Raw genomic sequence first — 12,838 nt, 5'->3', positions numbered from 1 at the left:
GCTCCCTCTCTTTGGTGTTTGCGGTATTTTTAAAATATTTAAATAGCAGGAATATTAAGTCTAGTTTCTTATCTGTGGGTAGTTCTAAGTCCAATCTCTCGGCTTCAGCGTGAAACTCTTCCCAAACAACACGAAACAAGTCTTCATCAAGATTCTGCTCTTTACCATAAAACAGCCAATCCATACTCTTTTCGGCTAAGCTACAAAGATGAGCTGCAACATTACCTGGGATATTCTCATCGCCTATAATCCATTTTTCAAGCAATGTTTCTGGGCACCCCAGTATTTCTGATGACTTACTTAAGCCGCCGAGCTGGCTGATTATCAGACTTAACCTTTCGCCAAACTGACTGGAGTTCGCATCTTCAGAAGATGAGGGGATTGTAGGGGTAAACTTAAGGGTGTGCGGCTCTCCGTGACCAGTAGATAGCCAGTCAACAGAGCATTCTAGAGCAACGGCTAATTTTTTTAGTGTATCAGCTCTAGGGTTTTTGGATCTACCCTCCAAAATATCACGAACGGCGGTTCGCTGGAGACCAGCCTTGATAGCTGCTGCGTTCTGGTTGAGCTTCAACTCATCCATTCTACGCCTTACGCGCCCTTTGACGCTATTTTCATATGTTTGGCTCATGTGGGAAATATCCCCTGAATCTGTTGTTTTGCCAATGTGAGAAAAATCCCATTGACAATGAGGGAAAAATCCCACATTCTTCGAATTAACTGAAAGGTAAGGATGCGATGTCAACAAAACAACAACTGATCGATAGTGCTAAAGCATATTGTTCTAATCAAAATATTTCCCTGTCCACCTTGGGTAAGGCCGCAGTTAACGATGGAAAAGCCATAACTCGATTAATAAAAGGTGCAGATATTCAATCCAAGAACATGGACGAGATATGCAAGGTGATCGGAGTGGAAATTACGTTGCAAAAGAAATCACTCAATCTGGACTCCTCCCATGGATGATGCTTGGCCTCTGTTCCGTAAATCCGCCTTCATGCCTAGCGTGGAACCTATCAATAAAACGGTTGATCACGACAGAGACATGAATGGGCTGTCCATGTCTACTGACGCGTCTGCGAGAGTGGGTATGTCGGGTATCGTTTCTCATGGTGTGAAAGATACCACCAATCAAAATCAACACAATCATAACGGTGAAGGGGTTTTATGATGACTTTGCAAAAGAAGGTTAACCCGTTAACGCGTTCAGGTGTTGCAGGTCTTTACATTGAGATTTTAGGCGCAAAAGAAGCCGCTGCTAAAATCGGATTGAAGGCGCCAACTCTATACAACGCTGCAAATGATGAGCATGAATATGTCCTGCCAAGCATTGATTATTATGTAGAGCTTGATCGAGCATGTGTCGAACGAGGTTATCCAGCACCATTTGCAAGTTGGTTACTTCATAAGGTTGGTGGAGAAGGGCAAGCGGTTGAAGATTTAACCGATGCAATGTTGGTTCTTCACAGTAAGACAAGTCACCTCACGGATACAATTCGTAAATCGCAAGCGCCTGACGGGCCCGGCGGCACAAACGTAACGCCAAATGAGAAGGCGGATATTTTTAAAGCAATAACAGGTGTTAACGACGTGATGAATAACATCAAGTCAACCGTTGAGTATTCTTGCGGCACGAAAGCAATTCCTATTCGGGGTGTTGCCGCTGAATAGCCATTGGTCAGGGGCTTAATCTGACCACGCTTCAACCGTCTCCCAGACGTGAAGCCTCCCTGTTAACTGTCGTGGCCTTCGGGCTGAGGGTCACGGCATTTTTTTTTAAGGAAAGAGAATGTCTGAACAAACACATACAGAACAAGGCCCCGGCGGCGCAACTGGCGCACGTCTTCGCAGCTTTATAGAGCGCATTGAACGTCAAAGGGGGGTAGTTAAAGAAGCCCAAGAAGATGAAAAGCAAATTTTCGCCGAGGCGGTTAGTGATGGCTTTGATAAAAAGACCATGGTTGAAATCCTAAAAATCCGAAAGATGGATGATGCGGATCGTGCTGAACAAGAGGCACTTCTTGAAACCTACATGTCAGCTATTGGGATGTAGTCATGAAGCCTCGCAAGTACAGAAATGAGCCTGTTATCGTTCACGGAGTTCGTTACGCCAGCAGGAAAGAGTTTCGCCGCCATGGTGATTTGAAACTGTTGGAACGTGCGGGGCAAATTTCCGATCTCAAATTTCAACCAAAGTTTAAATTCGAGCTTAACGGAATCAAGATTTGCGAATATTGGGCTGATTATTCTTACATCGAAAGCGGCGCGAACGTCGTTGAAGATGTGAAATCGCCATCCACCCGCAAAGACAAAGTTTATGTATTGAAAAAGAAACTTATGAAAGCCTTTTTCAATATCGATATCAGAGAAGTTTAGGGGGGCGAGTATGACTTGTATGCCTTTCCAAAAGCAATGCCAGAACTGCGAACATGGCAACCCATGCCCTTCTTCCGTAATCGCTACTATCCGATGTGCAAAGAACAATTCCGACCATCTACCAAAGGATAAGCAGGACTGTTGGGAGATGCCTAAGGATAGGAAGAAATTATTTGAGGGAGTAGAGGCATGAACTACACTTATGACAAAGAGAAAGACCTTTGCGAAGACTTCTTGAACTCTCTACCTGATGAATGGACCGCTTACCCTGAAACGGGTGGTTTTGATATTGTTCTCTTACATGATAAATCAAAAATCCAAGTCGGGATTGAGGCAAAACTGGTTCTAAATCCAAAAGTTCTTTCGCAGATATTGCCAAGTCGCCGCAGTGAACAGGCAGGACCAGACTTTCGAGCCATACTTGTACCGTCGAACAAGAGAAACACCGCTGTAGAGGATATCTGTGAATTCCTTGGTATAACTATATTGCGCATAAACAAGAGGCAGCGACATTCGCAAATATTGATAGATGCTGAGCTTGCCCCCGAAAAATGGGACATAGATTTTTACCCAAGCCTGCCTAATCCAATTGATGCAGAAGAAGCCAATTATAGAACATGGTTTTTATATGATGATTGGTTTGACTGTGCGCCAATTGAACGAATTGAACTACCTATTACTGTCCCCCGTGTTTCCGCGGGTGTTCCTTCACCTAAGATGCTTACACCATGGAAAATAAAAGCCATGCAATTACTCATATTACTTGAGAAGTATGGTTATGTGACACGCACAGATTTTAAAGAGTTAAAACTTAATCAATCCCTGTGGTCTCAATCAAGATGGTTAAGCCAAGGTGGGGCTAGAGGGCAGTGGGTAGAAAACGAATTTACCCCAAATTTTAAGGCTGAGTATCCTGAAAATTATCGTGAAATAGAAGAGAAGCTTGCTGAATGGTTACCTCCTAACAGATCGGTAATGGAGCAACAGAGGGCTTTGCTATGACATGCCCTGTGTGCAGCGGTAAAGGTTTCGTAGGTCATGGCCGGCATATAGACGCCTGTCCCAAATGCACCACAGAAGCCGAGCAAGAATATAGAGAGGCTATGGTTAGCCTTATAAGTGCAGCTGCTACACAGTTTGATAATAGAAACCCTGCGAACGTAGCGCGGACCTGTACGGCCTATAAAGTATTAATGAGAACACCCGCACCTGGAGCCGATAAACATGGCTGATAAAAGTATACAGATAAAGAAGGAATTGGAGCGCAAAGATGCGTGACTATGGAAAAATAAACACGACTATATGGCAATCTAAGCGGTTTTTGAGCTTGGCTGATGATAAGGCAAGATTGTTTTATCTATATCTGCATACCTCTACCCATACCAATTCCATTGGTTGTTATAGGCTACAGATAGGCTATGCAATGGCAGATTTGGGATGGGCGGAAACAGAAGTTTTAAAGGCTATCGATAGCCTATGCAAAGCCCTATTGATAGAGTGGAACAAGGATGAATCTATCCTAAAGATAGCCAAATTTCTGGAAAAATCACCGACCACCAACAAGAAACACGCTATCGGCGCTGTTAAGCTTGCCTTAGCATTACCGGATTGTGATCTGAAAGCCAATGTAATCAAGGATTTGAAGGCTGATAAATACGCCTGTGATCTTGATGAATTGAAAGGGCTATCTATAGCCTATCGAAACCCTATCGATACAACCGAACCCGAACCCGAACCCGAACCCGAGACCGATAGTTTAGTGGTGCCGGAAAATCCGTCACTCCCGCCCAAAAAGACAAAACGCGGTACACGACTTCCAGAGGATTGGGAACCAACCGAGAAAGAAATCACCTTTGCCCATAAGGAGGGTTTGACTGATGAGCAAATCTGCATTGAAGCAAGAAAATTCAAAAACTACTGGATTGGTAAGTCTGGACAAGCAGCAACGAAAGTCGACTGGTACCGAACTTGGGAAAACTGGATACTCAACGACTACTCTTCCACCAGCCGTAATCGAAGCGGGCAAGGCGGGCGATCCGGTGGCGGTGGATCAGGCACTGGTGGCATCGTTTCCGGCTACGCTCAAGCCTCGGCTGAGATTGATGCTGAAAGCCAATGGCGAAATTAACGAAGTTTACGCTATAGGCAATCCTGCGGATATCTGCCTCAATGATTTGGATCAAGCTATCAACCTTGTAGAGAACGTGATGAAACGACCAGTTCAACAATCCTTATTTGCTGTGGAATTGGCAAAATGCGCCAGCAGTCAAGCTCCACGTAACGGAATGGATGCGACAGACCTTAAAGCGCGTATCCTGACCTTTATGGAAGATGTAACGGGATATAGCCCTGATTGTGTAGCTGATGCGTTTCGTCGGCACAGAAAGGAGAAAACCTTTCAGCCTACACCATCGGAAATACTTGCATTTTGTCGGGAAAGCGCAGAGGGACGAATGAAGTTGAGAGCCGAGCTATCACGCATAAAGCAGGAAATCTTCAAAGCTAAACCTAATTGGAAACCAGTTAATAAAGATGAGCGCCAACGGGTAGGGCATCAGCTAAAGGAATTTCTGGATTTGCGTATGGGCCGTAATGCAGAGGCAGCAGAGTAGGGAAGGATCAAGGGTATGGGTGTAATCAGGAAGTTGGATTATTTGGATGCGGAGTATGTCTTTATCCGCCTAGAGGAGGCGATAGAGACCTTACGTTCAATCAAGATGGATGATGTGTATCCAATGGGCTATCGGTCAAGCTGGCCTGACATGGTGCAAACGTTTTTCGATGCATACGGTTATACCGAAGAGGATATGCCAAGGGCCACACCATCCAGTAAGCGTGTTGATGAAATGGATGAGGCGTTACTATGGTTCAATCATGTGAAGGACCGCCGCCATGCCAAAGCATTGTTTGCTTGTGCGATGGGTGTAAGGCCTCAAAAGATCGCAAGAAGTTTAAAGAAAGATAGGGCAACAATACGCCGCTGGAAAGGCTATGCGTTAGATAATATCGTGAGCAAAGAAAATTTACTTTAAATAGTTAAACATATCTCCATACTGACAAAGAGTTGATGTTTTTTGTAATAGTGTTAGCAATCGGAATGCTAATGCTTTGGAGAGGTTATGGTTTTTAAATATTATATAACGGTCTTTAAGCTAGCCTGTAAGAACCTGCTAAACAGCAATGATGGATGGCGAAAGAACTTTGTTTGGTTTTTTATCCAGACATCATTCTTCTTTTTATTGTTGTATATGTTCCCTGTTTTCGGAGATATCGAAGACGAATTAAAACTTGGAGTATTAGGTGCCGTTTCAATATGTGCATCAGCTTTGTTTATGATTTTTGGCGAGGTTTTATTTACGCCAGCTAGAATAGATGCGAGTAAGAGTGAGGCATTAAAAGTATTTGTTACTCAGCTTGAGAGAGTTTGTAATGAAGAGAGTTTTCTTCAAGATCTATCAAATAAGTATTTTGAGGGACTGACAATATACGATGAAAAAAAAGATTTTTCTGAATGGATAGACCGTCTTGACATCTGGGCTTCAGAAGTGGAAACGTTACTATCTGAACACTGCTCAATCTCAACCTTACACAGCTTTAGGCAATCCGGTAATGGAGCTTCAAGGGTACGCGACTGGGAATGGGAAGAGATCTCTCATAATGATGCTTGGGAGCAGACAGCAAAATATTCTTCAAAGCTATTTGCGTTGGATGATATAATAAAATTCAGAGGCACAAATTTTCTAGGAATAAAGAGAGATATCATGGGGACGTTAGACGAATATTCTTCAACCGGATGTCTATTAGAAAAAAATTAAAATGTTGCAAATGTCGCACTTTTAGGGTACAAATCACTTAATATTGAAATCTTTATGCCCGTTGCCCAAAGGTCAGCGGGTTTTTTGTTGCCTGAAATCTCGATTCAAGTGTATTCCTTTCTTTCACTTAGGAGGAAGGGAAATTATGAAAAAGATACTGGCTGTTGTATTTGCACTTATCGCGACGCCGAGTTTGGCCGCGCCTAAATGTGTAGAATTAGAAGGGGATGCTAAACAGACTTGGTTTGACAAGCATACACCTGGACCTATCCCATTTACCCTTGATGAAGTCATTGTGCGTCGCGGTTATGTTACGGCTTATGACCATGTTAACAACATACCGTTTATCTCATTTTGGAAGGGTGAGACGGAATACTTAGATACTCCGGAAAGAGAAGGTCGTTGGAAATCCTTTAAACCTGATCCAGCACTTCCTGAGGAGAACCAAGTGGTGACGTCTGACTACACGAATAGCGGTTATCATCGTGGGCATTTAGTACCGTATTTCGTGTCCGGTGGCGATCGTGATAATGACGGAATGGATGCTGAGCTTGAAGGTCAAGACAAACTTCCTATCGAAGATATTGATGATGCTTGTACAGTATTTGAGATCAACTACATGTCCAATATCGCACCACAGTTACCACAGTTTAATAGTCAAGGCGGCGCTTGGTATGACTTTGAGACGCATAACCGTAAACGCTTAAAAGATGGCGAAGAGCTTCATTTTTCTGCAGCAACGATATTCATAAATAATGAAGAAAAGAAGTTCATTGGAAAGAAACATAAGATCGCTGTTCCGCACGCATTCTGGAAAGCTGTTGTAGATGGGAGCGGCACAAATAGCTACTATCTGTTCTGGAATGAACTTGAAGGTGATAGAGAGTTTGGCTGTCATCCTAAGGATGATTGGCAGAGTTGTGAGATTTCTTTCCGGCAACTTCAAAGTTTAGGTAAATAGGAACATTGTAGTTTTAAAACACAAGCGCTCTTCGGGGCGCTTTTTTTATGTCTAAAGTAGAGAGAAATAGAGATGGCAGGCAAAGGGCAGGCTAAAACAGGAGGTCGCACAAAGGGAACACCTAATGCAACCACGTCTAAACTTAAGACTGCAATTATGAATGCTTTTGAGGAGGTAGGCGGGCAAAGCTATTTGGTAAGCGTAGCACACGAAGACCCAAAGACTTTCTGTACTTTGCTTGGGAAGGTACTACCGCAGGAGTTGAAGGCTGAGTTGAGCGGCAAGGATGGCAAAGCAATTGAGCTTGTGGTTAAGCGGCAATTAATCTCGTGCGAGAAATCCAGTTAAACGTAGAATACACCGAGCCTCAGCTTCGGTTATTTGAAGATGCAGCAAGATTTAAGACGGTGGCTAAGGGCCGCCGTTTTGGTTTTACACACGGCGTAAGTAATTGGACCATTGACGCAGAGATGATAGGCCGCTCTCAGCGTATTCTTTGGGGGGATACTGTTAGTGCTAATATCAAGCGTTACATTGAACGTTACTGGATGCCCACACTTAGACAGCTTCCGCCAGATATGTGGAAATGGGATAAGACCGATAACAAGGTAATGATCGGTGATAGTGTCTGTGATTTCCGATCCGCCGACAAGCCTGAGAACTGGGAGGGGTTCGGTTATGATCTGGTCATTCTGAATGAGGCAGGGATCATTCTCAAGAATCCTTATCTTTGGGCTAATGCGGTACGCCCTATGTTACTGGATAATCCTAAAAGTCGGGCAATTATCGGTGGTGCTCCAAAGGGTAAGAACCAGTTTTATGAACTTTGCCAGCAAGAACAGGCAGGCGTGAAGGATTGGAAGCATTTTAGTTTTACCACCTATGACAATCCTCTTTTGTCTAAAGAAGCAATTGACGACCTCAAGGTTGAGCTTCGACGGCTTGGTGGTGATAAATATGTTGATCAGGAAATCTACGCTAAATTCTTAGATGGTACTGAAAACCAGTATATCGAAGATGAATTTATAACAGAGGCATTTGCAAGAAAGCACCCTTCGGGAACTTACGACAATGCTGTTCGGATCGCTGGCGTTGATTTGGCTATGAGCCGCGACAGGAATGTCATTTACCATCGTCAAGGCGATGAAACGAAGATGATTAAGGTTCTGCATCCAAGCGGAACGAATTGGACCAAGCAAATAGCAACAATCATCGTTGAAACCTGCATTAAGAGCTTTAAGGCAGATATGGTTTTTATTGATGCTGCAGAAGCTGGAGGCGGTGCTGGGGTTATCGACCTGCTTACGGAGTGGGGCTATAGGGATGTCATTCGAGGTGTGAAGTTTGGTGAGCAAGCGACAGAAAGTACCTTGTTCAAGAATAAGCGGGCTGAGATGTACAGCAAGGCGCGTTCATGGATCGGTGAGAATGGTTCCTTGCCTGAGGATAGTGAATACAAAGAGGATTTGAAGCGTGATTTACGAAGTATCGCCTATATGGCTGGTGCTGGTGATCGCTTACAATTAATTCCTAAAGATCAATTAGAGCAAAGTCCGGATATTGCAGATGCTTTATCTCTGACTTTTGCATATCCCGTTAAGAAAAAAGTTGAAAGTGTGAATAGCTGGCTCTCTGAAAGTGGGAGTGGCGGTAGTTGGATGGGTTCATGATTAATCTAAAAGACATGCGAGAGAGATATAGTCGAGCGATGGACTTTGACCGTGAAAATCGGGAAGAAGCACGAGAAGATTTGGAATTTCGTATTGGCGGTGAGTATCAATGGCCCGAAGAGGCGCGCAGGGCACGCAAAGACCGTCCTATGCTCACTATCAACCGTATCCCTCAATACGTACGTCAGGTGACGGGTGATATTCGTATCAATCGTCCTGCTATTAAGGTTAATCCGGTTGATGATCAGGCTGATAAAGAGATCGCAAAAGTATTAACCGGGCTTATACGTAATATTGAGCAGAAGAGCCGTGCGAAGAATGCGTATGTTACGGCTGCTGAGCATGCTGTCATTTGCGGGTTAGGTCATTTCAGAATTATTAAAGAATATGCTGACGATGATAGTTTTGATCAGGATTTGCGTATTCAGCGCATTGATGATCCTTTTGGTGTGGTTTGGGACCCTGACGCAAAAGAAATAACTAAAGAAGATGCTCAATATTGTTTCATCCCGTCACGCCTGAGTATGGAGGCATTTAAAGCACAATATCCAAAGGCAAGCCTAGTCGGATTTGAAACAGAAAACCATGACTATGGTGATTGGGTAAACATCGAAACCGTTCGTGTCGCTGAGTATTGGTTCAAAGAAAAGCATAAGAAGACAATTGTAATGCTTAGCACTGGTGAGGTAGTACATAAAGAAACCATTGAGCAGTTAGGCGCCTTAGATACGGTGCAAATCATACAGGAACGTGTGGTTGATGTTGAGCAAATCAAGATGTGCATCGTGAATGGTGCAGAGGTCCTTGACGGCCCTCATGATTGGGATGGCAAAAATATTCCTGTAATTCCTGTTGTTGGTGAAGAAGTTACAATGGGTAATAAAGTGCACAGACACGGAATCGTTAGAAACGCGAAAGACCCGCAACGACTCTATAATTATTTCCGCACTATTGGCGCTGAAATGTTAAACGATCAACCTAAAGCACCTTACATTGTAGCAGAGGATCAAGTTAAGGACTTCAAAGACTTTTGGGCGAATGCAAACCAAGGATCAAAACCGTTTTTACCATATAAGCCTGTAGATAATGCACCACCACCTACAAGAGAGCGTCCACCTGACATCCCCGCCGCTATGCTTCAAGAATCTGCGCTTGCCTCTGATGATATGAAATCTACGGTCGGCATTTATGATGCTGCCCTAGGCGCACGATCCAACGAGACAAGTGGTAAAGCTATCCAAGCGCGACAGCAAGAATCTGATATTGGCACTTACGTCTATATGGATAACCTTTCCATCGCTATTAGTTACTGCGGACAGCTTTTGATTGATCTTATCCCTCGTGTTTATGACACAGGACGTATTGTACGCATTCTAGGTGAGGATGATACGGAGGAATTTGTTTCTGTTAACCAGACAGAGATTGATGCTGCAACTGGTGCAGAGATCGTTATGAACGACCTTTCTGTAGGTAAGTATGATGTGACAGTTACCACAGGGCCGCAATATTCTACGAAACGGATGGAAGCGGCTGACGGTATGCAAGCACTTATTCAGTCCAATCCTCAGATGATGGCGACTATTGGTGATTTGCTATTTAAGAATTTGGATTGGCCTGGAGCTGATGAAATCGCCGAGCGAATGAAGAAAACAATGCCACCTGAGTTAGTTGGTGAAGAAGGGGAGCAGGCGCCACCACCGCCACCAAACCCAATACTTGAATTGGAGGTTGCTCATAAGCAAGAAGACTTGGAAACAAAGCGACTTACCAATGTTGAAAAACAACTCAACATAAGTGAACGAGATGTATCCCTGCAAGAAGTTGTCCGACAACTGGTCATGCAGGAATTACACGGATTAATTCAACCCCAACAGCCCGCCCCGCAAGAGGCGGGTTTTTTGATGCCAGAACGGTGAGTACCGAAAGGAAGATAAATGCACATTGAAGATATGGAAGACGTAAATCCGGATGCAATTGAAGATCAACGGTTGCCTGACGAAGTAGATCAAGGCGAAGAACTTGATCAGGGGGAGGAAGTATCGGACCCCGAAAATGAACAACCTGAGAACGGTGAGGATACCGATCAGGAGAGTGGCGAAGAAGAAAAGCCAAAACGTAACAGACCGGGCAAGCTTGAACGCCAAAACGCACGTTTACGTGCCGAAGTGGAAGCCTTGCGTAATCAACAACCGACACCTCCACAAGAGCCGGTGAAGTTGGAGCGCCCAAAGTCAGAAGATTTCGAAGATATCGACGATTATCATATTGCTCTTGGTGAGTATGGTGCCGAACGGAAGCGTTTAGAGCGTGAGCAGGCATCAAGTGACGCTGAGCAAAAGCAAATTCAACAAGATCAAATTCGAACTTATCAGGAAAAGCAAGAAGCGCTCTTAGATAGTGGAATTGATGAGTTCGCAGATTTTGAAAAGGTCTTTCACCATGACTTGCCTATTTCGCCTGTGATGGCTGAGACCCTTCTTGAGATGAAAGGTGGTCATAAGGTTGCTTATCATCTTGGAAAGAATCCTGAGCTTTCGGCGCGAATAGCTGAAATGAGTCCCATCGCTGCAATTCAAGAAATGGGTAGAATTGGTGCAAAACTAACCACCAAACCTGCCCCAACACCAACTAAATCCACGCCACCCACACCATTGGTAAAGGGAGGGGATAATCCTAATAAGGACCCTAAAGATATGTCGATGGGAGAATATGTGAAGTGGCGTGAATCCAACGATTAAAGAAAGTTGAGGAAATGGCTAATACAACATTAACAGCCGATATCATCACCAAAGAAGCTGTGATGATTTTGGATAACGAATTAGTAGCTGCGAAAAAGGTTTTCCGTGGCTATGAGGAAGACTTTACTCAATCGCAGAACGGCTACGAACCCGGCGATACGGTAAGTTTTCGCGTGCCTACAGACTTTACAGTACGTGAAGGTGAAACAATGTCTACGCAAGATGTTGTGGAAGGTAAGCGCACTGTACGGGTGGATAAAATGCGGGGGATTGATTTTAAGTTCAGTTCCACTGACTTAACCCTAAGCATTAAGAAGCTTTCAGAGCGTGTAATTAAACCTGCAATGGTTCAGCTGGCAAATAATATCGATATGGATGTGATGGAACTCTATAAAGATATTCCGTCTTGGGTAGGAACCCCGGGCAATAAGGTAGAATCATATGCCAGCTATGCTCGGCCTATCGAACGTATGGACGAGATGGCGAACCCTACGGCAGATCGCTGTAGTATTTTATCCCCTAGTGATCACTGGGGCTTATTGGGCTCTCAGACATCCCTTTACATCCAAGACGCTGCCAAAGGCGCTTATCGAAATGGGCATCTAGGCAAAATTGGCGGTGTAGATACTAATATGGCCCAAAACGTACCTACTCATGTTGTCGGGGTAGCAGCGGGCACACCTTTAGTAAAAGGGGCTAGTCAGAACGTTGCGTACGAAACTGTTAAGGATACAGGCCAACAAACCCTGTCTACCGATGGTTGGGATGCCTCTACGAATGGCATCCTAAACAAGGGTGATGTATTTACCATAGAAGGCGTATTTGCTGTTAACCCTGTAACAAAAGCGACCTTGCCATTCTTGCGTCAGTTTGTGGTTAAGTCCAACGCTGATTCTGATGGTGCAGGTAATGCAGAACTAACCATTTCTCCCGCCATCGTTTCAGAAGGCGCATTTAAGACCGTGAGTGCTTCTCCTGCAGATAATGCTGTAATTACTGTAATGGGAACGGGCGGACAAGGATATCGTCAGAATATCACATTCAACAAGAAAGCCTTCGCCTTAACGTCTGTACCGCTGGTCGCTCCTCCGGGGGCCGTTCAGGTATCACGTCAAACCTATAAAGGTTTGAGTGTGAGACTGATCCCTGTTTACGATGGCGGGAATGATGTCTCTAAATGGCGACTAGATGTTCTTTTTGGAACCACAACTATTGACCCTCGCTTAGCACATCGCTTTAGCGGTTAATCTTCAATCAATAACCTTACACGATGCGGCT

Annotated in this window: 16 protein-coding genes; 15 read left to right on the top strand and 1 reads right to left on the bottom strand. The window is 44.3% G+C overall.

Annotated features, from left to right (window positions below; translation table 11 throughout):
• Positions 1 to 631, bottom strand: a 631-nt coding sequence (locus E1160_RS10495) for a helix-turn-helix domain-containing protein (RefSeq protein ID WP_155155112.1), incomplete at its 3' end; no start/stop codon positions are given.
• A 107-nt stretch (positions 632 to 738) separates the two neighbouring features.
• Between E1160_RS10495 and E1160_RS10490 the strand changes: the two genes are divergently transcribed.
• The 15 genes from E1160_RS10490 to E1160_RS10420 all read left to right on the top strand — a co-directional run bounded on the left by E1160_RS10490 (position 739) and on the right by E1160_RS10420 (position 12,807).
• A complete protein-coding gene (locus tag E1160_RS10490; RefSeq protein ID WP_155155111.1) occupies positions 739 to 966 on the top strand; it encodes a hypothetical protein in 228 nt (75 codons plus the stop codon).
• Between the two features lie 204 nt (positions 967 to 1,170).
• A complete protein-coding gene (locus tag E1160_RS10485) occupies positions 1,171 to 1,671 on the top strand; it encodes a hypothetical protein (RefSeq protein ID WP_218048838.1) in 501 nt (166 codons plus the stop codon).
• Between the two features lie 118 nt (positions 1,672 to 1,789).
• Positions 1,790 to 2,053: a DUF2312 domain-containing protein gene (locus E1160_RS10480; protein ID WP_155155109.1), complete on the top strand. Its 264-nt coding sequence runs from the start codon at positions 1,790 to 1,792 to the stop codon at positions 2,051 to 2,053.
• A 2-nt stretch (positions 2,054 to 2,055) separates the two neighbouring features.
• A complete protein-coding gene (locus E1160_RS10475) occupies positions 2,056 to 2,376 on the top strand; it encodes a DUF1064 domain-containing protein (RefSeq protein WP_155155108.1) in 321 nt (106 codons plus the stop codon).
• Between the two features lie 189 nt (positions 2,377 to 2,565).
• Positions 2,566 to 3,378, top strand: coding sequence for a hypothetical protein (locus tag E1160_RS10470; RefSeq protein ID WP_155155107.1), 813 nt, complete (start codon positions 2,566 to 2,568; stop codon positions 3,376 to 3,378).
• A 268-nt stretch (positions 3,379 to 3,646) separates the two neighbouring features.
• Complete coding sequence (locus E1160_RS10465; protein ID WP_155155106.1) at positions 3,647 to 4,504, top strand: hypothetical protein; 858 nt, start codon at positions 3,647 to 3,649, stop codon at positions 4,502 to 4,504.
• Entirely contained in the window at positions 4,479 to 4,988 is a 510-nt protein-coding gene (locus E1160_RS10460) for a hypothetical protein (RefSeq protein ID WP_155155105.1), read from the top strand. The genes E1160_RS10465 and E1160_RS10460 overlap by 26 nt, the downstream gene beginning before the upstream one ends.
• A 15-nt stretch (positions 4,989 to 5,003) precedes the next feature.
• Complete coding sequence (locus E1160_RS10455) at positions 5,004 to 5,408, top strand: DUF6362 family protein (RefSeq protein ID WP_155155104.1); 405 nt, start codon at positions 5,004 to 5,006, stop codon at positions 5,406 to 5,408.
• An 87-nt stretch (positions 5,409 to 5,495) separates the two neighbouring features.
• Complete coding sequence (locus E1160_RS10450) at positions 5,496 to 6,191, top strand: hypothetical protein (RefSeq protein WP_155155103.1); 696 nt, start codon at positions 5,496 to 5,498, stop codon at positions 6,189 to 6,191.
• A gap of 145 nt (positions 6,192 to 6,336) precedes the next feature.
• Positions 6,337 to 7,152 carry a DNA/RNA non-specific endonuclease gene (locus E1160_RS10445; RefSeq protein WP_155155102.1) on the top strand — a complete coding sequence of 272 codons (816 nt, stop codon included), beginning with the start codon at positions 6,337 to 6,339 and terminating at the stop codon, positions 7,150 to 7,152.
• 72 nt (positions 7,153 to 7,224) lie between these two features.
• On the top strand, positions 7,225 to 7,500 hold the full coding sequence (locus E1160_RS10440; protein WP_155155101.1) for a hypothetical protein: 276 nt from the start codon (positions 7,225 to 7,227) through the stop codon (positions 7,498 to 7,500).
• Positions 7,482 to 8,822, top strand: coding sequence for a phosphatase (locus tag E1160_RS10435; RefSeq protein WP_155155100.1), 1,341 nt, complete (start codon positions 7,482 to 7,484; stop codon positions 8,820 to 8,822). The genes E1160_RS10440 and E1160_RS10435 overlap by 19 nt, the downstream gene beginning before the upstream one ends.
• Complete coding sequence (locus E1160_RS10430) at positions 8,819 to 10,738, top strand: portal protein (RefSeq protein WP_155155099.1); 1,920 nt, start codon at positions 8,819 to 8,821, stop codon at positions 10,736 to 10,738. The genes E1160_RS10435 and E1160_RS10430 overlap by 4 nt, the downstream gene beginning before the upstream one ends.
• Positions 10,739 to 10,756: 18 nt before the next feature.
• Positions 10,757 to 11,560, top strand: a complete 804-nt coding sequence (locus E1160_RS10425; RefSeq protein ID WP_155155098.1) for a hypothetical protein — start codon at positions 10,757 to 10,759, stop codon at positions 11,558 to 11,560.
• Between the two features lie 14 nt (positions 11,561 to 11,574).
• Positions 11,575 to 12,807 carry a P22 phage major capsid protein family protein gene (locus E1160_RS10420; protein WP_155155097.1) on the top strand — a complete coding sequence of 411 codons (1,233 nt, stop codon included), beginning with the start codon at positions 11,575 to 11,577 and terminating at the stop codon, positions 12,805 to 12,807.
• Positions 12,808 to 12,838: the final 31 nt, after the last annotated feature.

It is taken from the genome of Curvivirga aplysinae, from assembly GCF_009711445.1.
Classification (GTDB): Bacteria; Pseudomonadota; Alphaproteobacteria; order UBA8366; family Aestuariispiraceae; genus Curvivirga; species Curvivirga aplysinae.
The sequence above is the reverse complement of the archived record's forward strand: the minus strand, read 5'-3'. Positions and strand labels throughout refer to the sequence as shown.